The following is a 20760-nucleotide window of genomic DNA, read 5'->3' as shown; positions in this document are numbered from 1 at the left end:
TTTTTATCACAATGGCAGTATTTACAATGGGTGCGACAATAAAACTTGCACCAAACAAAACGGACGATATAGCCTGTGAAAGCTGCGATGACCCTTCGGTTATCAAAAGAACGATCCATTCAAATGAAGATGCTTATATGAATAATAATTCTGCAAAATATCGCAACCAACTCAAAAAATGGGGTACACGATCTGGCGTGATGCACGTTGCGTTACCTGAAACTAAAAAGCCCATTTGCGACACCACAAGAGATTCTCAATTCTACGCAACAGATGAAGGCGTGATGGAAATCTCAGATTGTAGCGCTGTTCCGCTTTCGCGAAAGCGTAATCTTATTAAAGATCAGAAGCAAAAGGAAGCCTTTAAAGACTATCAAAGGTACTTGCACAAGGAGTTTGATGTAATGCAAGTTGTGGTCAAAAACCATACGTCTGAAATAAGAGACGTATGTATTTGGGGTGGCAATAGTGATAAGCCGATAGCTGATCCATTGTTTATAGAAAATGATGAAAGCATAGTGGTTTTGGTGGGTACGCATCCACAGCAAGTAGTTCTTAATCCTGTCAATAATTTGTTGTATGTGGCAAATCAGTTATCAGATTCCGTTTCGGTAGTTGAGCGTAACGGAAATGTTGTGGCAACCATTCCACTAACAGAGAATACAATGCCCGGAACAGTTTCGCCAGTTGCGCTTGCTGTCAATACCAATCGAGGTTATTTCTACGGAATGGTCTATGTCATAGGCTCGGTAAGCAACAATATTTATCATCTTGACTTGAACCATAAAGTCGTAGATGTCAACGGAACTGGAAAACGACCTACGGAAATTAGATTCGATAATGCCACTAATGAATTAGTGATAAAGAATGTAGTTTCAAAAAGTACTACGCGCATCAATGCCCAAACACAAGCACAAACGGAAACACCTTGGGGAATTCCCAATCAGTTTAGAAGAGTTGATGAACCTGATGTTACACCAAATCTTGCAAAGGTATTTACACGAAAAAACCTGCTTACCATATTTAATTCTTCCAAAAGCCCTACGGTCACAATCAATGATGAGTACCACGAAGAGCGAGAAGATTTCAAATTTAGTCCTGGAATGCTCAAACATCTCAAAATTGTAGCTTCTGGAGAGCGACGTGTCAATGCCTTGCAACTGCTACAGAAAAGTATTGCAGGGAAAGAAATTTGTAAAACGCTATCACTGGGTAATTATCAAAGTCCGCAGAGTTTTCAGAATGTTTCTGAAGTTTTTGGTGTAGATGGTTCGATGCTCGATGGCCAGAATAGTTGGTGTTTTAAGATAGGTGGCTTACAAACCATCACGTTCATCTTGTACTACAAGAAGATGGAAATGTACAACCTACTTCCAGAAAAAGCACCGCTTGCCTACGGCGTGCAAATGAGTAAAGGGATTCCGAAGCGAGTTCCTAAAAATCCATTTAAGTCCAACCTATGAAAACAATAATCAACACGGCTTTGAGCCAGTATGGTGTGACGGAACTGGTTGGTCAAAAGCATAATCCTATCATCCTAAATTACTTTGATAAGATTGGGCACACTTGGGTCGCGACAGATGAAACAGCTTGGTGTTCGGCATTTACAAACTGGGTTGCCTTGGAATGCGATAAAGAGATGAGCCACCAGTTGACCGCACGCTCTTGGCTTAAAGTTGGAATAGAAATCGAGAAACCAGCCATAGGCGATATTGTGGTTTTCTGGCGTAGTAAAAAAAATAGTTGGAAGGGTCACGTTGCATTTTTCATAGGCTATTCTGAAGATAAAAAATACATCTATTGTCTCGGTGGCAACCAAAACAACCAAGTTAATATCAAGGCATATCCTGTCTACAGACTGCTCGGTTTTAGGCAGCTCAATAATTTAATCACTCAAAAACCCACACAATGAAAGACGTAGATTTTTTAATTATACACAGCACCGATACCAGTGAAGCATTAGATCTTAAGGCTAAAACAGTCATTGATAAACACACGACCGATACACGTAGCGGTGGATTCGGTTGGAACCGTCCTGGCTTTGATTATCTGGTGTTGCAGGATGGCACTTTAGAAACCATCATCCCAGAGCACAGTCCGACCGAAGTAGATCTTTGGGGCATCTCTCAAGGTCGTTTTGGTATTTCAGGCAATATCAAAAACCTAGCGTACGTAGGTGGTAGAACGCTTAAAGAAGCTTGGTGGAAAGACACACGTACCGAAGAACAAACCGCCACGTTAGAAGCCTTGGTAAAGTTCTATACTATTAGGTTTCCAGAAATTATCATCGTCGGTTTTAATGAGATTGCGACCAAAAAAGATAGTGATAAACCTGGATTTAGCGTCAAGGAATGGCTAGAAGCGCTGGACATTCCAAAGTGTAATATTTATCAAGGATATCAATGAGAACAATCATCACACTAGGTGTTGGATTTTGGCTAGGTAGACAGCTCTATATCAATCACGATAAGCGAGTCGCACGAGCAAAGGAAACGCGCTTAAAACAACGTCTGGTCTCATTCTTAAAAGAAAAAGATTTAGATCTAAAAAATGCACAAAAGCAAGCCGATCAACTATTGAGCAATTAAATGGCAAAACAAGTAACCATACAAAACACATCCTTTTTGATTCCAGAAGCAGACGATCCGTGTGACTTCTGGACAAGCTATTACGCAAAACTGAAAAAGGAAGTAGGTCAAGATAATGCCAAGATGTTATGGCTGGTCACTTGGAAAACGAATGGATCAGCACTTTGTACAACGAGTCCATCATTCAATAAATGGTTGCTTAAAAATGAGCTGGATGTAAGCAATATGGCAACCAGATCCATTGCAGATATTTCTGAAATAGGTGGTAATATTTTTGGTCTAGGCAAGAGCTTGACGAAGATTTTATCCATTGGTGTTCCTGTCATTCTCACGATTACGCTCATTCTCATTGTGGTTGTTTTAAGAAACTCGGCTAAAGATGCAGATATCACAGATCTCGCAATGCTCATACCAGCTGGACGTGCTACTAAACTGTTAGGCAAATGAACAGACAGCTCATCTATAAATTAAGTGGTGGCGCTGTGGGACTTTTAATTGTAGGAAGCTCATTTCTATCCATACGCCAGCGGAAACGCGATCATAAAACAAGTAAACTATTGAACCAAATAAAGAAACAGCTGGCAACCACCGCAAATAATCTGGACGCAGAAAATGCCTTTGACATTTACTATCTCACAAAGGTTTTACAAAATGTCAACGGTCAAGTGATTGCGATGAGCGAGAGCAGTGCGACCAGCTATGCAAAACAGATTCATAAAGCTTGGGGCGCTTGGTACGAAGGCGGCGATGATGAAGATGCGGTGTATGCGGTTTTCAGAAAATTGAAAGATAAAGTTCAGGTATCACAGGTGGCAAAAGCCTATCAAAGCACGTATTCAAAAAACTTGATTGATACCATTAAAAACAGACTTTCAGAAGATGAAATTAAAATAATACTGAACATCATCGGGCAAATACCCAATTATAGAACAGCTTAAATATTAAAGAATGAAAATTACTAAAACAGGATGGTGGATGATAGGTGGCGCTGCAATGGCGGCAGTAACGGTAGGTGTATTTGTTACGCTTTCGCGAAAGCGGAAAAAGGAAAAGCAAACATCGCAACAAGCCATTGGCAAAGACATAGGATCTGGAATACAAGTATCCACAGATAATCAAGCAACCATTAAGCGAGAGCCTAACTGGAACAAGCCATTTGATATGAATTACCTGACCAACGTACAGCGATGGATCGCACCACGAAAGATTAAAATTCTGGATGAAGGTACGGCTCAATCTTTTGCAAAAAAATTGAAAAATGCCAAAGGAACTTTTAATGATGATGAGGCTGTTGTAAAAGATATTTTTTCCAAGCGATTACGTGATAAAACACAAGTGGCAAGTCTATCACAAGCATATTGGAAGCTATACAAACAAGACTTATGGAAACATCTTTCAAGCTTTCTAAGCGCGTCAGAAATGAAAAAATACGTGCATAATCCAGTTCGCCAATTACCTAATTATCAAACTCAATAACTATGAAGAAAATTATAACAAAACCCAAAAAGACATTTTTTGAACAGAACAAAGATCTCATTGTTGTAGGTGGCGTAATCGTTGTCCTAGCCGGCGGCGCGGTCGCATATATGTATTATAAGAAAAAGAAGGAGACCAAAGAAGTTGATCTGGCTCAGAATAAGGACAGCTCGCCGCAAATTATCCCTGTTCATACAACTATTCCAGTACCTAGCAGCTCTGGATCATCATCTAGTGCTACATCAAAGCCACAAATAAAATATGTGAAGACCGGCTATCCATTAAAGTATAAAACGCGTCATCAAGATGTAAAAATCTTGCAGAGGTATCTAAAGATTTATAAAGAGAATCTCGGAAAATCTGGAGCAAAACGTGATGGTGTGGATGGTGTTTTTGGACCACTCACATTAAAGGCTGCAAGAAAGCGCCTGGGTAAATCTGAATTTACAGAAAAAGATATTTCGGGAATGCGCAAAGCGCTGAAAATGATGGGCAAATGAAAAAGGAGAATGTCGTAAAAATAGTTTGTATTGCAGGTGGTTTACTAGGCATAGGCATCATCGCACATCAAATAGTTAAAGGTAAACGAGAAGATGCTGAAGAACAGAAGCAAGCCGTCGCCACAGTTTTAAAAACCGAAATTTTAAAAGCAAAACCAGCTACACCAAAACCACAAATGAAAGTGGTTAAAACCAAAAAGCCTGTTCCAGCAGTAAAGCCAAGCGCACCAAAGCCCCAAACAAAACCTAAAAAACCAGTAGCAGATGAGTTCCCTTTGCAACTGGGAAGCAAAGGAAAAAACGTAGAGCGACTTCAAATTTATTTGTTACGCAATTACGGTTGGGCTGGAATCGTGACAGGAATTTATGATGAAAATGTTCAAGAGCGCGTGATGAAATACCTGAAAGTAACATCAGTAAGTGAAGCGCTTTTTAATTCTTTAGATATGAATGAACCTATTACTAGCCAGCAATCCTAATGGGAAAAAGTATTAAAGACATTGTGTCAAGTCTTGTAGATGATGACGGTATTAAAACCGAGGTTACGCTCACAATGACGAACCAAACACTGACGAAAATTATTATCGCATTACTGGCGTCTGGAGCAACCATTGTTTTGGTTGCGCATTTGACCAAGAATATGTTCCCAAATCATCAATTATCCCTGCTTACTGCAGACATAAAAACTATTAAAGAAACCCTTAAAAAACAATTGAAATGACAGACATCTTAAAACACTTAGTTCACTATTTATCCAGCCTAGATTGGGAGTACATTTTTACTTTTATCATTATTGCTTTTGGCCTTAACCAGAAACCTGTGACCGATTGGCTTGCAGACGTGACCGGCATAAAAATCAAAACACGCTATCGAGTACTTATCGTAGGATTCATCTACGGCGTTATCATCTACTTTATTAGAGATACGATGCTGCATAAGGTGGAGATGCTGTTACAATCTTTTGTGTTTGCACTGGTATTCCACAAGCTTATTTTAGAAAGCATACTGAATCGACTTTTTAAACCTGAAAAGACAGAAAAAGATGAATAAGTGGAAAGTCATTTTTGCCATTTTCTTTTTTGTGGTTCTTGTAGTTGTGCTTACTCAAGTGATAATTCCATTGGAGGATGGCTATGAACTCAGAACACCAAGTGATTGGAAGGAGAAAAATGGCACTTTGCTCAAAGAGAACAAATCGCTAGATCTGGAAATTGCAGATTTAGAGAAACAGGTCGATAGTTTGACAAATTTACTGAGCAAGAATAAGATTACCATTACCCACCTAAAAACAAGTCTCAATGAAAAGATTACTACTATTTCTGGTTATAGCGATGCAGAGCTGTTTCTGTATTTCGCAAGATTTAAAACCGATAGTACAGCTCATAAAAACTGAGAAGTATTTCTGTTTTGATTTAAACCAATCTCGTGAGATAGCCGTAAGATTAGAGCGCGCTCAGTTTCAAGATTCAATTATTAGAAAGCTTGACTTTTCAATTAAACTGAAAGATAGTTTACTGGTCAAAAAAGATTCTGTGCTATCTAGAATAAAATTACAGAATACCAACCTAATGATGGTATCAGAAAATGGAAGCGAGCAAATTCTGTTCTTGGAAAATCAACTAAAATTTAAAAATAAAAAACTGAAACAAGGCAGGTTCCACAAGATCCTTTTGGGTGGTGGACTTCTCATACTTTCAGGAATCTTAATAGCTAATTAATTATGGGATATCAAAGCGATAGTGTTGCAAAACGAAACAATGCGCCAGTAGAAAATACTCAAGAGATTTTAGAAGTTCGTCCCGAGCATCTTGGGCCGAGTTTACTGCACTCGCCTGTGCGCAATCGATACTCGGTAATCAATAGCAATCTCGTAGTAGGAAAAGATATACGATTGCGTGCAAGAAGTGAAAAGCAACTTGAGATTGCTGGATGGCAGGTAAGTATGCCAGCACCACTCGTGGTAGATCAGTCTGATTATTATGGATTGTGCCAGACAGAAAAAGGAAACACTTTTAATTACGCGATAGATGCTAATGGTAGATTGTTCTTATATGGAACTTTTGTCGATAGTGAAGATCACGTGGTGCTCAACGTGAATCCTTACTTGGCTGAACTTCCATTACGCTACACAACTTTTAGAGGACGCGTTTCTGAAGAGGAGAAGTTCCCACGAGATGAACCAAAACCAGCAGATGAATTTTAAATGAAATACGCTTTCGCGAAATCGAGCTCGCGAGATTCACGACCATCGGGAGAGCGAAGCGGTAAAGCGTAAAAACCAAACTTATGAATGTTTATGAAATCGTTGCGATTGTTTTAGGCGCTACCGGCTTTTGGAAGTTGGTAGAGATCCTTATGCATTACAATGTGCAGCGCAAACTGAAAAATGCAGAGATACGCCACTTAAATGCTCAAGCAAACGATAGTGTGGTTACTAACTGGGTGCAATGGTCTGAAAAGATGGAAAAGCGCATCAGCCAACTGGAAAATAAGAATACCACGATGTCCAGAACGATAACTAAACAGCGTGATCGTATTACTGAGCTTGAAAAATATATAGAACAACTGGAAGCTGAAATCCAGTTTTACAATAAAAAGAATATGTGATGGGCATAGATAAAGGAAGTAAAACACTTAACTATATTTTTGCTGCATTCACGGTGTTGAGTGCTATTAAAATAGGTTCGGATTTATATTTGCGTTATAAGGAAAGTCAGCAGAAAAAGAAACCTTGCAATTGTTAAGACAAAAGTTAATGGCATTTAAGGATGATGGACATATCTATATAGGCTTAGGTACAATGGCGCTACTTTTAGGTGGCGCTTTTTTGGCTTATAAATTTAGCAAGTCCAGTTCTAGATCTGAGGTATATCGACGTAAGGGTATTGCCGTGGATCTCTCAGTGTTTGATAGTCCAGATGCGCCTGGTTCTGGAAACTGTATGGATAGAAGATTGATAGCAATGCTGTATAATCTCTCTGTAAAAACTGGTTATCCTATATTCAGTTGGATTAATTCTGGCGCACGCAGTGAAGCTCATAACCGCAAAGTAGGCGGCGTGCGTAATTCTTCCCACAAAGTACCTAACTGCGAAGCTGTTGATATTAAGGCTTCTTCAAAAAGAATTCGAAATAACTTAGTGATGGCTGCGCGTGATGTTGGGTTTAAGCGCATCGGCGTTGGGAACACTTTTGTCCACCTTGATGTGGATGATGATAAGTCGCAATATGTGGCTTGGGGTTATCCTAATGGAACACCTGCGGCGGTTAATCCTTTTGTTTGAATTATGGAAACTTAAAGTTTGTTGAAAGCTTCAATGAAATAATCTCTTGGAATTTTTTCTTGCTCCAGCCTCAAGTTATTATCCCGAATATATTTATATAAATACTGTTCTTCTTTAAGTAAGTTAGGTAGTTCTTCTTTGCTCAAGTACTTTCCTCTTTCTCCTTCATAGAATTTTTCAAATGTCTCTCTATCCATAAGAATGCTTTGTACATTATCATAGAATTCTCTAATCTGAGATAAAATATCAAAACCGTGAGCGTCAAAATCTCCCCAATAAATAATGCTGGTTTCTTTCAACCAATCTATATTTTTTATGTTAGAAACTGAGTATCCTTTACCGAAAATGGCAATAGTGTTTGTTCTGTTCGGTATTGTTAAAGCATTGTACATTGAAACTTTATTTTCAAGAATTACCACTCTTGATAATTTGAGATTTAGGTTCCTGAATAGATTGAGTGGCAATGCTAAGTCGTCTAAGCCTGCAAAGTGCTCATCAGCCAAACTCTTATCGAGAACCTTGAATCTAATCATAGGTTCTGCCAATTTCAAACCAAAACGAAGTTCAAACTTTTCTTTGTCATTAATAGCTTCGTAGCTAAGTATTAAATCTAAAAGTTCTCTTAGAATTCCTTTATTTCTTTCAATAAATTTGGTGTGAATTTTAATAGGTAGTTCACGAATATATAGGTTAGGCTTTGGATTTGCTACGAAATAGTTTAATACCTTAATTATACCTTTCCAATTACCAGCTTTTTTGACAATCCTTAATGGTTTATTGATTACAAAGTTTCTCAACTCGGGAAATTCATTGAGTAACATAGAAGAATCAATCTTGAATTGGGTAACTTCTTTTTCTTTAGTTATAAATTTCAGATAGTCCTGAGAAGTGTCAAAGTATATTTTTTGAGGTAAATCTTGAGTAGCACTAACGCGAGTATTTACTCTTTTATATTCAACCGTATATCCATATCCTTTTTTTTCTTTAGAGCCATTTACTAATGCTGTTATCTCTTTTTGAAATACAGCAATGTTTTTATTAGGTCTTTTATTTCCAGAAATCTCTAGTGGAAAAAAATTGATTTCTTCAATTAAGCTGGAAAGATACCTTTTGAAATTTCGCTCTGCTTTTTTCTTTATTTCAGAAGGACTAATCATAAGTTTTTGCTGTTCTTTTCAAGTTCCTGATAAGTGTAAATTGGCATATTACGAATTACTGAGTCACGCTCCTTTTGTTTTTCAATAAGATGAATATAGGATATATAGGGCTGCACAATTTTCATTTTATCACTTGGTGTAACCACAAGCAGTTGAAGTTTTAATTGCTTGCACAATTTCATTAAAAACTCTGCGTGGTCTGGGTCTTGACCCTTAAATGCCTCGTCAATAGCAATAAACCTAAATGAATTATTATTATAGTTATTTGAAGTTAATCCAAACTGATAGGCAATGGCAGACCCTAAAACCGTATAGGTTAAAGAAGCTTTCTCACCACCTGAGAGTCCTGCCATACTTGTCACGGTATTGGTTTGCTTATTTGAGGATTTGTAATATTCAGTTGTCTTATATTCAAACCATTTCCTCACATCCATAACACCACTTCTCCAAGTCTCATCGTTCAATCTTTCAACAAGAGGATTTATATTTTCATCAAAGTGTTTTTTCTTCCTTTCCAATGTGTCGTGTTCTCTAAAATTTGGTGTAGCATTTCTCAGTAATAACTTGAACTCATCAATAGATTTTGTAGTCTTATAATCAGCTTTTAGCTGAAGGTAGGTCTCACTTGGAATTGTTTTGAAGACTATTCCTTCTAAGGCTTTATTCAAGGACTCAATAGTACTTTCGATTTCTTCCTTCCAAGTATTGAAAAATGCTTTAAATTTTTCAACGTTTTGAAAAATGGTCTGCTTAAGTAAGCTATCAAATTCAGTTTTAAATTGAGGAAGATTTTCATCTTTTAAATCCTTATATCTTTCGATGTAAGCATTAACAAGCTCTATTTTTACTTTGAGCCCATTCGTATCAGCTCGCCAAGATGGGAATTTTGATTCTACTTCGACTCCAGGTAAAATAAAGTCTTGCATTAGACCTCTAATGTCTTTTTCTAAGTCATTCTTGGATGATTCCAATTTGCTAATAGTCTCGTTGACTTCCTTTTGAATTTCGCTTTGAAACTTTTGAATAGTATTGTAAGTAGCATCTAAAATTTGTGGATGCAGTTTTTCAAACTGAGAAGTATCAATGTTTATGTTTTCAAAAGTTCTAAGAATTTTACCATTCTCAGTATCTCTTCTTTCTGCACTTATTTTATCGCGTTTGGCAGTACCTTTTTCTTCTTTGATTTCATCCAAGGCATCTTCTTTTTCATCAATGGTTTTCTTGATTCTTTCTAATTGGGATTTTAATGTTTTGAGCGTATCGTTAGAATTTGCAATTTCCTCAATTTTATTAGTTTTGGCCTGAATATTTTCAGCATACTTCTGCCAATTGATACCATCAAAATTTTGGTATATTGTTGAAAAGGTAAAAAAGTTATCTCTTTGTGTTTTATTATTTTCATACTGCGTTTCTAACTGTCCAATGTATTCCAGAATATCAGTCTCTGATTTACTTAGCAATCTGAGTTGTTCTCGTAATAAGCCAATTTTTGCAGAATTGTCCCATCCCAAAACATAATTTGAGCGGTCTGTTGAATTTCTACTATCATCTTTTTGATGGCGTCCACCTCCAAATTTTATGAGTCCCTCTTTTGTGAGTGCTCTTTTTGAATTGTCAAAGTCTTGCAAATCATCTGCGCAATAAAAATTAAATTTCTCATATATCTGTTCTTTTAACCAACTCACGTAAACAGAGTCCATTTTAAAATCTATTTTTTGAAAAACACCTTTTGGATTATCCGCAGATAAAACATCCAATAAAGTGTCAGTCTCCTTGTATCTTTGATAGAAAATCTTACCTCTGAGATTTGTTTTGTTTACATACTTGTTTACTTCTCTATAATATCTTTCCGGAACTATAATTCTTAAAGCAAAACTGTGCAAGAGCTTTTCTATCCCTTTTTCCCAATCTAAATGAGCTTCATTAACTGTGATTAATTCTCCAATAAACGGGATTTCTTTTTTGGTTGCACCTACAGCTTTGATGATATCTTCCCTAATACGAGATACATTTCTTGGTATATTGTTGTTGTTTTTACGAAGGTTGGCGATATTTTCTTTTGTTTGTTCAATTTCCTCTCTTAATTTGTCACTATCACTTGTGTTTTGACCAATTTTCTTACTTATTTCTTTCTCCAATAAATCACAGTTCTTCATCTTATCAGCCGCAGTTGTACGTTGCGTTGTAAACAATTTTTCAGTTGGATTTTCTTTAAAATCCAAGTCTTTTGCCAAATGGTTATATTCTTCATTATTTTTGACCCTTTCTTGTCGTTGTCCCTTAAGAGTATCTATTTCAGACTCTAAGGCCTTAATCTGTCTTGCTGGCTCAATATTATTATAATCTACCTTGAGTTCTGCCTCTTTGTCTTTTTGTGCATCTATTTCTTTTTTTACAGAATCAATCTTTGTATCATAATTATCAATCAGTATTTTTAGTCTATTCTGTTCATCTTCGCATAACTCCTTTTCTCTGTTTGCAAACCAATACACAGAAGTTGCACGGGATTGTATAAGCTCTTGTAGTTTGATTGTGTTCTCTTCAAGTTTTTCCGCTTGAGTATTAATCGGGCTTAAGCGCTCCATTTGCTCTTCTGCTTTCTCAATATCATTTCTTGCCGAAGTCAGGTCATTAAAGCTATTTGCTAATGTTTGATACTCACTTTTTGCTAAGGAATCTTTGTCTTCCAGCAGATATTTTCTGAAAAAGAGATTTAAATCTTCAACATATTTTATTCCCACGACTTGATTGAATAATGACAATGCTTTGATGGAACGCATCCCGAATAATCTTGAAATTCTCTCTCCATATTCTCCAGGTCCGTTAAAGAACTCAATGGGATTGCCGCGACCTAAATCAGGGTATTTATTTGATAAACGTTCTTTCCATTTTCTTTTTGTATCAAAAGGGAAAAAATCATTCTCTATTTTAATGGGTTTATGCGCCAATCCAAACTGTGTTTTTAAATCCCCATTTGAAAACCATCTGCATTGAAATATGGTGCAAACTTTTTCATTCTCATTTTTGAAACTGGCCAATAAAATTGATACAGCAGTCTCATCCCTCAACATTTGTTTTGTTGCACTTAAATCACCTTCTTCTTGCTTGTTTCCATAATGTCCTAATACATAGCTTTCTTCGCTTCTAGCACCTTTTTGCTCTTCGCCAGAGGACTGATTGTAAAATCTATCTTTTTTAAAAGGTACGATAAGCGTCAGTAACGCATCAATGAAAGTAGTCTTACCAGAACCATTACCTCCGGTAAGTAAAGTGGTATGTCCTTCTGGGTTTATGTGCCAGACTTTTTCATTAAAAGTTCCCCAATTATAAACTTCCATATAATCGAGACGATATCCAGCAGTGTCCGTATTTGTAGAGAATAATCTATACTCCATAGTTTTCTAAATTCTGTTTAAATTGTAAAAGCGTATCAATATTTATTTTCTCTTTTATCACCTTATGGATTATATAAAATGTTTCCCCATTATCAGATACCTTCTTTTTTAAAAAGCCTAATTCTTCGATTCTACCAATGTTGTTTTCTAAGTTCTTATAGAAACCAACAAGGTCATATCCCTTGGGTAGAAAATCTTCAATTTCAGATTTAAGTTCTTCTTCAGAAATAAACTTTTCGATAGTGTCATAAGAGTCGATATCTTTTTCAAATTCATCTAAAATTTGTCTTAAAATCACTAAAATGACCGACGTTCCAAAACTCAATCTGCGTCTACTTACAAGACCTATCGTTTGGCCTTCTCCATCTAAGTCTATTTGTTTTAAAAAAGCGTAGCCATCTTCTTTTTTAATAACTAACTCTAAGCCCATAATTTTAATGTAAGCTCTTATATCGTCTTCTAAAAAGAGTATGTCTTCCCATATCGTTTTGTTACTGGATTCTACAATACCCTTGAGCAAAGCCACCACAGCTTTTGAATAGTTTTTTATACCGTTGTTTGTTTCTATCATTTTACTAATATTATTTCTGGGATTTTAATACTCTTACCTTCATCTTTATCAAAAGCCACAATAACCTCTTTTTCAACATTATATTGGTGCTTAAATTTTCTAAGCTCACCTATATAGCCGAATAATTCTGAAAGTCCTTCGGTTATTCCGCCATTTTTTTGAATGATTTCTTCTAATGTTGTTTGTCCTTTTTCTTCTAAAGCGGTTTCAATGCGGTTTCTAATAGCAAATAAATCTACTCCAGAATGTTCAAATAACTTTTTTAGACTTTTTGCCTCAATTGGAACATCTACAGCTCTTTCAGGCTTTTTTGTGAATATTACTTCATCTTTCAAGGTGTAATTAAGCTTAGGCTCCAAGGGTAGAATAAAATGCGTCTTTGATTCTATTTCAATACCTATTTCAGGTTCTTTACTTTGCTTACTTATTTCTACAAGAATCTTCTTTATATCAAAAATGAGCTGCTGAGTCATCTTTTGATTGATACCAGTATCTTTAATAATTTTAGCAACTTTTGATGCCATTTTAGAATTTGCATCCGTAACTTTAAGTGCAGCTTGGTTGAGATTACGCTTTAAATTTTTAAGGAATGTATCCTGATGCGAGATTTCATTTTTTTCGAGTCTTGAATAGAGTTCATCAATAAGTTTAGTCCAGTCCTCTTGATAATCAGTATCTATCAGAAATTTCCAGAAGGCATAAAAACTCTTTCCTTGGTTGCTGTTTTCTAATTCATTAAGCGCTGTAAAGGTTAAGTCAAGTGCTTCCTTTTTAAGCATCTCATTTGTCGCATATTTTGAAGAAACATCCTTTGATATTTTTTTGAAATTATATTCTACTTCATTAAAATCAATTAACAAGTCTTTTGCAGTTCTTAGTACATCCTGGAAACGTTCTGTAATTTGAGTTTTATCATAAACAGGAACAGCTTCACCAGCTTCGAGTTTATCTATTTGATGCTGGATTTCTAATTTACGTTTTTCAAGAATTTGTTTCCTTTTAAGTATATCTTCATCAGTGTATTCTAATAAATCTTTAATCTTATCGTAGACACTTTTAAACTTAGATTCGGTACCAACAAATTCTGTTCTTTTTTGGTCTGCTATCCAGTCCAAGGTGCGCAGACTGTATTGTGAGAGTTCATAAATTGTACCTTCTTCTGTTATGTTCTGATAGAGGAAACCTGCAATTCTCCATTCTGCTATCTTTCTTCTGGCTTTTATTTCCAAGGATTCAGTATTAATAATGCTATCTTCAGAATCTTCGATGTAATTTATGTATTGTAAATAATCTATAAGAATGCTCTCAAGTATTTTTTGTGAGTGTGTTTTTTCATTGCGCATAAATGCGTGAACCAAAAAAGGAATAGTCAATCCTCGATGTTTTGTTTCAAGCAATTCCAGACTGGGCGATTCTTTTATAATATTGATATAATTCTGTACTTCCATTTGATTATATTTTAGCTATATCGCTCGATGGTTTTAGATAAGGTTTCTTTAATCTTCTCCCGTAGCCATAATGGCTCAATCACTTCTACGGCAGTTCCCATTTTCAATATTTGAGTTTCAAATTCATAATTAGGTTTGAGCCTATAAATCGCTTTGGATGGCGCATTGTTTTGACCAACTATACAAACTTGAGACTTGTGAAGTGGTAGGCTTTTTAGATACTTTAACTGCTTGTCATCGACGTGCAAAATTATCTTTTCTACACGCTTTGTTTCGTTGAAGTTTAAGCCTACAACATCATCATATTGTTTTATTTGTACTTCAAAACTATCTTTTATTTCTGCCCTTTCATCTAAAAGCTTCAAATCTGTCATTCTATCTAAACCAAAACTTCTAATCTCATCAATATCATTAGGAACGGCGATTAAATACCATCTATTCAAATATTCCTTTAAACGTAATGGAGAGACTGTATAGGTCTTTATAGTTTCTTCTGAATAATTTTCTTTTGTAAATTTCAGCTTTCGCGAAAGCGTAATTCCCTTTAGAATTCGTGTCATATTGTGCAGCCCAGTAAATTCTGAACTGTCATCGGTAAGCACATATTTATTAAAGGATTTGTAATCTTTAAAACCTTCTTCATACATTTCTGCTAACGAAGAAAACTCGGTAAACTTTAAGAAACGATTTACATACTCATCATTTTCTTCTATAAGATATCCACGGATAGAACGAATGTAGTTTACCTCAATCCCGAAATCATCCTTGAGATTTTTCAAATCCCTTTCTAACGTTCTGGAAGTAGTGTCTATATCAAAATCCATAAATAACCTTTCAAGCATTTCTGTCTTTGAAATCCCACGTTTATGAGTCAGCAAATGCATTATGCAAGACAATCGTTTCAATAGTTTATAATTTGCCATCTGTTTATGTTTCAAATATATAAATGTACTTCGCCAAAGTATGTCGTTCTAAAAATAATAATTAAACGACATACTTTGGCGAGATAATATTGTTATTTTGTGAGAAACTATGATGTTTCAAAAGAAATGCTAAATGTATTCATCTTTATAAACCCTAATTTGTAATGCCCTATCCTGGAGGTAGTGCCACTACGACAGGCATACGGTATCAAAATTGGTTTTTGGCATTACAGATTGCATACAGCTTTTTTGAGACTAACAGAATTATTTTTCCTGAAGCGTTTACAGATGAAGTGAATATAATCGATGACATTAAAATTGTACACGAGAGGCAAACTACCTATTTCAACGTTAAACATAGGTCTCCAGCAAATAATTTACATTGGAACCAAAGCCAGTTAAACACACAGTCTATAGTAAGGCATTTTAAAGAACAACACGAAGCAGATGAAAACGCACAAATAGTATTTGTTTCAGAATGTAATTGTTATCTGTTCACCGAAGTTTTTCATAGAGCAAAGAATGCAAGAACACCTGTTGATATAGAAAAGGCGTTACAATCTAAGCGTTGCATAGATTTTTGGTACGAAGCAATAGATACTTTTGGATATGATGACTTTAAACTATTGGCACTTGCCAGAAAAGTCAAAATGCGTAGCATTCCGCTATTTGAGATTAAAAAGCTAATTGAACATAGGTTTACAGCATTAGGAAACCATAAAGCTGTCGCAAACTTATTTTATGAAAAAGGTTCGGAATGCTCAGCAGATAAAACAAGAATAGATAAAGAAGATATAAATAGATGGCTAATAGAGGATGGCATCCATTTTAAATAGACGTATTATATGAAACAAGATATATATGCAAACCGCGCATTAGATTTTAACAAGCTCGATCCTAGAGAGTTTGAGCAAGTAGTGTATCATTATTTTAAGGACCAAATAGATAGAGGTCTTTATAAAGGACAGTACGATAATGTAGAACTTTCTTCTGGAGTCGCAGAGAAAGGCGCCGATGCTATGCTGTTTTTTAGAGGAACAATAAAGGGCGTTATTCAATGTAAAAAATACAGTTCAAACCTTACTATTGATTTAGTCTTGAGTGAAATCATCAAGTTTTTATTGTATCACATTTTAGAAACTCAAGTTTCAGGTAAAAAAGCATCTTCATTAGTATATGATGTAGAAGATTTTACATATTATTTTGTAGTCTCTAAAGACTTTACACAACCTACAAAGCTTCTTTTAGCAAGTTTTAATAAAAAATGGTCTTCCAAAAATGTTTCTTCTATCATTGCCAGGATTACTTCTACAAAATCCTTTAAGAATTTAGATAAGAATAATGCAGAAAAACAATTATGGGTATTATTGAATGCCTTAAATGTAACACCTATAACACCTGTAGATCTCGATCCTGTGATACGAGTTAACCCTTATTTGAGAAATCGATTTTTCTCAATACCATCGCTAATTGGAGATGAAGAAAAATCCGTATTAAAAAAACTGAGCACTTTTGTTGAGGAGCCAATAATAACAAAAGAAACAGCTGTTCAAAAAACAAAACTTATTTCTGAAGATATCACTCGAGTAAAATTCTTTTTTGGTAATAATCATACTTTACAAGTAACTCGTAATGAAACTAATGATATTTTAAAATGGATTCAACAAACACCGAAAGAGAATGATTCCAACATAGCGGTTGTTGCTGGAAATGCGGGAATGGGTAAATCTGTAATTTTATCCCAACTTTATAGTAAACTGATATCAGAAACTATTCCAGTTATTTCACTTAAAGCAGATAGACTAATTTTTGAATCTATAAAAGAATTTGAAACGGAATATGATCTAGATGTAAGTTTTGATAAACTATTTGATAAAATCATTGACACAGATAAAAGAGGTGTTTTGCTTATAGATCAGATTGACGCGCTATCGCAAGCACTATCTTCAGATTTAAAACCGCTTAAATTTTACGATGGTCTCATCAGGCGATTTTCTAATCATCCTAAAGTAAAAATTGTACTGTCTACACGTATCTATGATCTTAATTATGACCCTATAATATCTAACTACAAAGGAAAGAAGAGCTTTGTAATAAGAGCACTCAGTAGAGATGTGTTAATGGATTTACTCAAAAAATCTGATGTTCGAAATCTACATCAATTTACAGAATCTTTCTTAGACTTAATAGCAGTTCCTCTTCATCTTGATGTCTTTTTGAAAGTATACAGTAAGACCCTTAAAATAGATGAAATTAAAAGTCTTCAAGACTTGTACTCGCAATTATGGCAACAGAAAATATTAGAGACAAAAAGTCTAAAATCTAATGCTAAAGAACAAAAAAAACGTTCTGAATTTATTTTCAAAGTAGCTTCTAAGATGTATGAGTTGCAAGAGATAAGCTTAGACGAAAGATTATTTGAAGACAAATATTTTAACCAGATAAAATTTCTAAAATCTGAAGGTATACTTGTAGATAATAATAGCATTGAATTTTTTCATCAATCATTCTTTGACTATGCTTACGCTAGAAATTTTGTTGGTCACGATAAAGATTTCTTATCTGATATTTTGAAGAGACATCAAGGTTTATTTATAAGGTCTAAAATAAAGCAAGTTTTAAATTATAAGAGTAGCGTATCACATACAGAATATATTGATGATATAAACAAAACATTATCACATAGCAAAGTTCGCTTTCATATTAAGTTACTCATTATTCAACAAATTGCTTTTCAAGAGATACCGTCTGTTTTAGAACAAAATACAGTTGAGCATATTATTTTCAAAGACGATGAATTAAAAAGTGCTTTCAATTCATCTCTTATGGGACAAGGATGGCTATCCTTCTATATTGAGAGAGATGTTTTTAGAAAAGATATAGAAGATAATAATGAAGCACTCCAAGGTCAAATAACTAGTGCTTTTAGACGGTTTACTCTAGCAGAGAACAGAGAAAGACTTTTAGAGTATTATAAGACTTTAAAAGATTCACATATCAAGGATGAACTCATTTTAGATTACTTATGGCAAGTAAACGAAGTAAAAAGTGAACTTGCTATTAACCTAGCTGAAACTGTTTTCTCCAGAAAAAAAGATTTTTCAAAGGAATACTGGTTTTATAGAGTCTTAGAAAATACTACTGAACATTTCCCTCAATGGGTTTCAGCTCAATTATTAAACCACATTAATATTGCCAAAGGAACTGATGTAAATGACGATAAAGATTATTTTTATTCTAAAAATTTAGGAAGTCAGATTTATGAGAAATTATGGGAAAAGCATCCTGAAACAGCATATAGTCTCATAAAATCTATCCTTAAGAAAATAATAGATAATAGGAGGTTTGAAAGTGAGACGATATTACATCAAGATGCTGCGTTTTTATTGTATGATAGAAAAAATATCGACTTGTATGATCACTACGCACAGCTAGACAGGTTTCAGAAATATCTTGAGGACAGATTTAAAACAGATGAAAAATTCGTTAGAGATGAAGTGCGAGAGTTTTTAGATTCTAAAAACATTACAGACATTATCATCGGCTTTAGCATCGTATTCAAGTACCCCAGCCAATTTGTTAGTGAGGCTTATGCTTTTTTCTCAGATGTAAACAAGTTAGAGATGTTGTATAGTATTAATCAATATCTCAACTATATGATGTTAGATGTTTTCGGTAAAATGTACCATTCGCTTAAAGCGAAAGAAAGACAAAATATAGAGAACAGTTTAATTTCAAATTTCAGAAAAAGTATTGAGCTTCGAGTTTTTACAAATGATGATGGTTCCAAACGGAAAAATAGGTACTTCGGCATTGGTAAATATGAATTATTGGCGTCTATTAAGGAAAACGGAAAAATACCTGCAAACCTAAATAAAGAATATTTGGAGCTTTTTAGGAAATTTGGAAAGATCGAAAATAAAGAACCTGAAGGAACAGTCGTATTTGTAAACAGAGATCCACTAGGTAAACCTCAATACGACAAATTTACGCTTGAAGATTGGAAAAATAGTTTTAAAACATATACCTATTCTAATAAAAAATTTGATAGCTGGAAGCAACCTTCAGAATACGAACACGGAAGAAAATTTGTCGAAGTAGTTTCTCAAAACCCTCACGATTTTATAACTTTTATAAATCAGATTATAGAGGATAAGGAAATATCAAATACGTATGTTGTTAAAGCTCTTGAAGGTTTAAAAGAAGGAAAGGTAGACGTTGACATTCTTAAAGATTTATTTGTAAGAACAATTCAACAAAGGCACTTTGAAAAAGAGAATACACTCTATCTTATTTGGTTAACTAGATACTTTACAGAAAACAAAAAAGTATATCCAGAAGTACTAGACTTTTTAAAAGAACATCTCATTAATGGGGATGAAGGACGAGAAAACCCAAGTGATGCACTATCTGCAGGAATCAATTCTGTGAGAGGCGCAGCTGCAAGTAGTCTTGTAGATTATAGTTTTTCAAAAAAAACTTTTGAATTTATAAGTGAGTCATTAGAAGTTTTGATAGGAAACTCTAAACCATCAACAAGAACAGCTGCTATTTATAAAATGCAATATCTTTTACAACACGGTAAAGAGCGTATTTTAAACTTATTCTTAAAGCTTTCCGATGACTATGATTCTAGTCTTCTTAAAACATCTATAAATCCTTTGCAGTACTTAGTACATTATAAATTTGAACGTCTCATCCCATTTTTTGAAAAAGCTCTCACAGTAAAAGATGCAAATAAAGAAATAGGAAAACTTATCACAGTAGGTTATTGTAACGATTATAAAGGTGCAAGCAATCTTTTAGAACTATTCTTAAAAAATAACGAACCAAATAGCATTATTAAAACTGCTTTTGAGTTTATCCAGAATGAGCATAAAATTGACCAAGCACTCATACTCGTAATGCGTTTTCTTGATTTCAATACTAAAGAGATAGGAGAAATATATAACAGGTCGTTTTTCCACCTAAAATCGAAACAGTTTATCCAATTAAGGAGTTTTTTATTTGAATATGTCAAAGCACCTGTAGGTAAATGGAGAGAACATCCTTTTTATGATTATTTATTAAAATGCTCAAATGAATATTTCAATGATTGTATACTATTAGCCAGTACCTATAAAAACCATTACGGGCCGGATATTACGCAAAGAGGATTGCGTAATGAACCATTGAGAGTAATAATTAATTCATACAACTCTATTAGAGAATATGATAAAACAAGTCTCATTTTAGAGAAAGCGATGGACACATTTGATGATATGCTTAGCAATGAGAACTATCGCGATTCATCTGCTCGTCAAATTCTTAAAGATGTTGATTCATATTAGTAGATAATTATAAAAGTTTATTCTGGCTGATTTGTAAAGAAGATGTCATTTACAATCCATAGTATAGCGAGCAACTATTACTTACTAAA

At 34.7% G+C, this 20760-nt stretch carries 23 protein-coding genes; 18 read left to right on the top strand and 5 right to left on the bottom strand.

Going from position 1 to position 20760, the window contains the following annotated elements; genetic code table 11:
* Positions 1-11: 11 nt before the first annotated feature.
* From ACVC5O_RS14090 to ACVC5O_RS14015, 16 genes are all read left to right on the top strand, one after another.
* The gene (locus tag ACVC5O_RS14090; protein ID WP_452222129.1) at positions 12-1463 is read left to right on the top strand and encodes a YncE family protein; all 1452 of its coding nucleotides are present in this window, start codon (positions 12-14) and stop codon (positions 1461-1463) included.
* The gene (locus ACVC5O_RS14085; protein WP_452222128.1) at positions 1460-1912 is read left to right on the top strand and encodes a TIGR02594 family protein; all 453 of its coding nucleotides are present in this window, start codon (positions 1460-1462) and stop codon (positions 1910-1912) included. Before ACVC5O_RS14090 ends, ACVC5O_RS14085 begins: the two co-directional genes overlap by 4 nt.
* Positions 1909-2406: an N-acetylmuramoyl-L-alanine amidase gene (locus ACVC5O_RS14080; RefSeq protein ID WP_452222127.1), complete on the top strand. Its 498-nt coding sequence runs from the start codon at positions 1909-1911 to the stop codon at positions 2404-2406. Before ACVC5O_RS14085 ends, ACVC5O_RS14080 begins: the two co-directional genes overlap by 4 nt.
* Entirely contained in the window at positions 2403-2588 is a 186-nt protein-coding gene (locus tag ACVC5O_RS14075; protein ID WP_452222126.1) for a hypothetical protein, read from the top strand. The genes ACVC5O_RS14080 and ACVC5O_RS14075 overlap by 4 nt, the downstream gene beginning before the upstream one ends.
* Entirely contained in the window at positions 2589-3035 is a 447-nt protein-coding gene (locus tag ACVC5O_RS14070; RefSeq protein WP_452222125.1) for a hypothetical protein, read from the top strand.
* Complete coding sequence (locus ACVC5O_RS14065; RefSeq protein WP_452222124.1) at positions 3032-3526, top strand: hypothetical protein; 495 nt, start codon at positions 3032-3034, stop codon at positions 3524-3526. Before ACVC5O_RS14070 ends, ACVC5O_RS14065 begins: the two co-directional genes overlap by 4 nt.
* Before the next feature lie 10 nt (positions 3527-3536).
* Positions 3537-4064 (top strand): hypothetical protein, encoded by a 528-nt coding sequence (locus ACVC5O_RS14060; RefSeq protein WP_452222123.1) that lies wholly within the window; start codon positions 3537-3539, stop codon positions 4062-4064.
* A 2-nt stretch (positions 4065-4066) separates the two neighbouring features.
* On the top strand, positions 4067-4564 hold the full coding sequence (locus ACVC5O_RS14055; protein ID WP_452222122.1) for a peptidoglycan-binding domain-containing protein: 498 nt from the start codon (positions 4067-4069) through the stop codon (positions 4562-4564).
* Positions 4561-5043 carry a peptidoglycan-binding domain-containing protein gene (locus ACVC5O_RS14050; protein WP_452222121.1) on the top strand — a complete coding sequence of 161 codons (483 nt, stop codon included), beginning with the start codon at positions 4561-4563 and terminating at the stop codon, positions 5041-5043. The genes ACVC5O_RS14055 and ACVC5O_RS14050 overlap by 4 nt, the downstream gene beginning before the upstream one ends.
* Complete coding sequence (locus ACVC5O_RS14045) at positions 5043-5285, top strand: hypothetical protein (RefSeq protein ID WP_452058861.1); 243 nt, start codon at positions 5043-5045, stop codon at positions 5283-5285. The genes ACVC5O_RS14050 and ACVC5O_RS14045 overlap by 1 nt, the downstream gene beginning before the upstream one ends.
* Complete coding sequence (locus tag ACVC5O_RS14040; protein WP_452222120.1) at positions 5282-5614, top strand: hypothetical protein; 333 nt, start codon at positions 5282-5284, stop codon at positions 5612-5614. The genes ACVC5O_RS14045 and ACVC5O_RS14040 overlap by 4 nt, the downstream gene beginning before the upstream one ends.
* Complete coding sequence (locus ACVC5O_RS14035; RefSeq protein WP_452222119.1) at positions 5607-5957, top strand: hypothetical protein; 351 nt, start codon at positions 5607-5609, stop codon at positions 5955-5957. The genes ACVC5O_RS14040 and ACVC5O_RS14035 overlap by 8 nt, the downstream gene beginning before the upstream one ends.
* On the top strand, positions 5863-6282 hold the full coding sequence (locus ACVC5O_RS14030) for a hypothetical protein (protein WP_452222118.1): 420 nt from the start codon (positions 5863-5865) through the stop codon (positions 6280-6282). The genes ACVC5O_RS14035 and ACVC5O_RS14030 overlap by 95 nt, the downstream gene beginning before the upstream one ends.
* A 2-nt stretch (positions 6283-6284) precedes the next feature.
* Positions 6285-6767, top strand: coding sequence for a hypothetical protein (locus ACVC5O_RS14025; RefSeq protein WP_452222117.1), 483 nt, complete (start codon positions 6285-6287; stop codon positions 6765-6767).
* An 83-nt stretch (positions 6768-6850) separates the two neighbouring features.
* Positions 6851-7171, top strand: a complete 321-nt coding sequence (locus ACVC5O_RS14020) for a hypothetical protein (protein WP_452222116.1) — start codon at positions 6851-6853, stop codon at positions 7169-7171.
* A 148-nt stretch (positions 7172-7319) separates the two neighbouring features.
* Positions 7320-7847 carry a D-Ala-D-Ala carboxypeptidase family metallohydrolase gene (locus ACVC5O_RS14015; protein ID WP_452222115.1) on the top strand — a complete coding sequence of 176 codons (528 nt, stop codon included), beginning with the start codon at positions 7320-7322 and terminating at the stop codon, positions 7845-7847.
* Between the two features lie 11 nt (positions 7848-7858).
* Here ACVC5O_RS14015 and ACVC5O_RS14010 read toward each other — a convergent pair whose 3' ends face one another.
* From ACVC5O_RS14010 to ACVC5O_RS13990, 5 genes are read right to left on the bottom strand one after another with little or no spacing between them, the layout of a single operon-like run.
* The gene (locus ACVC5O_RS14010; RefSeq protein ID WP_452222114.1) at positions 7859-9004 is read right to left on the bottom strand and encodes a Wadjet anti-phage system protein JetD domain-containing protein; all 1146 of its coding nucleotides are present in this window, start codon (positions 9002-9004) and stop codon (positions 7859-7861) included.
* The gene (locus ACVC5O_RS14005) at positions 9001-12399 is read right to left on the bottom strand and encodes an ATP-binding protein (RefSeq protein WP_452222113.1); all 3399 of its coding nucleotides are present in this window, start codon (positions 12397-12399) and stop codon (positions 9001-9003) included. The genes ACVC5O_RS14010 and ACVC5O_RS14005 overlap by 4 nt, the downstream gene beginning before the upstream one ends.
* The gene (locus ACVC5O_RS14000; RefSeq protein ID WP_452222112.1) at positions 12389-12925 is read right to left on the bottom strand and encodes a DUF4194 domain-containing protein; all 537 of its coding nucleotides are present in this window, start codon (positions 12923-12925) and stop codon (positions 12389-12391) included. Before ACVC5O_RS14000 ends, ACVC5O_RS14005 begins: the two co-directional genes overlap by 11 nt.
* A gap of 41 nt (positions 12926-12966) precedes the next feature.
* Positions 12967-14418: a DUF3375 family protein gene (locus ACVC5O_RS13995; protein ID WP_452222111.1), complete on the bottom strand. Its 1452-nt coding sequence runs from the start codon at positions 14416-14418 to the stop codon at positions 12967-12969.
* An 11-nt stretch (positions 14419-14429) separates the two neighbouring features.
* Positions 14430-15341 (bottom strand): helix-turn-helix transcriptional regulator, encoded by a 912-nt coding sequence (locus tag ACVC5O_RS13990; protein ID WP_452222110.1) that lies wholly within the window; start codon positions 15339-15341, stop codon positions 14430-14432.
* Between the two features lie 164 nt (positions 15342-15505).
* Here ACVC5O_RS13990 and ACVC5O_RS13985 point away from each other — a divergent pair, with 164 nt between their 5' ends.
* Entirely contained in the window at positions 15506-16177 is a 672-nt protein-coding gene (locus tag ACVC5O_RS13985; RefSeq protein ID WP_452222109.1) for a hypothetical protein, read from the top strand.
* Between the two features lie 9 nt (positions 16178-16186).
* Entirely contained in the window at positions 16187-20671 is a 4485-nt protein-coding gene (locus tag ACVC5O_RS13980) for a hypothetical protein (protein ID WP_452222108.1), read from the top strand.
* The last annotated feature ends 89 nt before the right edge of the window (positions 20672-20760 follow it).

This window comes from Lacinutrix salivirga (assembly GCF_053604675.1).
This window is presented reverse-complemented; position numbering and strand designations above follow the sequence as displayed.

Coding starts and splice junctions, on each gene's coding strand:
- ACVC5O_RS14090 (WP_452222129.1), top strand. CDS start 12: ATGGCAGTATTTACAATGGGTGCGACAATAAAACTTGCACCAAACAAA.
- ACVC5O_RS14085 (WP_452222128.1), top strand. CDS start 1,460: ATGAAAACAATAATCAACACGGCTTTGAGCCAGTATGGTGTGACGGAA.
- ACVC5O_RS14080 (WP_452222127.1), top strand. CDS start 1,909: ATGAAAGACGTAGATTTTTTAATTATACACAGCACCGATACCAGTGAA.
- ACVC5O_RS14075 (WP_452222126.1), top strand. CDS start 2,403: ATGAGAACAATCATCACACTAGGTGTTGGATTTTGGCTAGGTAGACAG.
- ACVC5O_RS14070 (WP_452222125.1), top strand. CDS start 2,589: ATGGCAAAACAAGTAACCATACAAAACACATCCTTTTTGATTCCAGAA.
- ACVC5O_RS14065 (WP_452222124.1), top strand. CDS start 3,032: ATGAACAGACAGCTCATCTATAAATTAAGTGGTGGCGCTGTGGGACTT.
- ACVC5O_RS14060 (WP_452222123.1), top strand. CDS start 3,537: ATGAAAATTACTAAAACAGGATGGTGGATGATAGGTGGCGCTGCAATG.
- ACVC5O_RS14055 (WP_452222122.1), top strand. CDS start 4,067: ATGAAGAAAATTATAACAAAACCCAAAAAGACATTTTTTGAACAGAAC.
- ACVC5O_RS14050 (WP_452222121.1), top strand. CDS start 4,561: ATGAAAAAGGAGAATGTCGTAAAAATAGTTTGTATTGCAGGTGGTTTA.
- ACVC5O_RS14045 (WP_452058861.1), top strand. CDS start 5,043: ATGGGAAAAAGTATTAAAGACATTGTGTCAAGTCTTGTAGATGATGAC.
- ACVC5O_RS14040 (WP_452222120.1), top strand. CDS start 5,282: ATGACAGACATCTTAAAACACTTAGTTCACTATTTATCCAGCCTAGAT.
- ACVC5O_RS14035 (WP_452222119.1), top strand. CDS start 5,607: ATGAATAAGTGGAAAGTCATTTTTGCCATTTTCTTTTTTGTGGTTCTT.
- ACVC5O_RS14030 (WP_452222118.1), top strand. CDS start 5,863: ATGAAAAGATTACTACTATTTCTGGTTATAGCGATGCAGAGCTGTTTC.
- ACVC5O_RS14025 (WP_452222117.1), top strand. CDS start 6,285: ATGGGATATCAAAGCGATAGTGTTGCAAAACGAAACAATGCGCCAGTA.
- ACVC5O_RS14020 (WP_452222116.1), top strand. CDS start 6,851: ATGAATGTTTATGAAATCGTTGCGATTGTTTTAGGCGCTACCGGCTTT.
- ACVC5O_RS14015 (WP_452222115.1), top strand. CDS start 7,320: ATGGCATTTAAGGATGATGGACATATCTATATAGGCTTAGGTACAATG.
- ACVC5O_RS14010 (WP_452222114.1), bottom strand. CDS start 9,004: ATGATTAGTCCTTCTGAAATAAAGAAAAAAGCAGAGCGAAATTTCAAA.
- ACVC5O_RS14005 (WP_452222113.1), bottom strand. CDS start 12,399: ATGGAGTATAGATTATTCTCTACAAATACGGACACTGCTGGATATCGT.
- ACVC5O_RS13995 (WP_452222111.1), bottom strand. CDS start 14,418: ATGGAAGTACAGAATTATATCAATATTATAAAAGAATCGCCCAGTCTG.
- ACVC5O_RS13990 (WP_452222110.1), bottom strand. CDS start 15,341: ATGGCAAATTATAAACTATTGAAACGATTGTCTTGCATAATGCATTTG.
- ACVC5O_RS13985 (WP_452222109.1), top strand. CDS start 15,506: ATGCCCTATCCTGGAGGTAGTGCCACTACGACAGGCATACGGTATCAA.
- ACVC5O_RS13980 (WP_452222108.1), top strand. CDS start 16,187: ATGAAACAAGATATATATGCAAACCGCGCATTAGATTTTAACAAGCTC.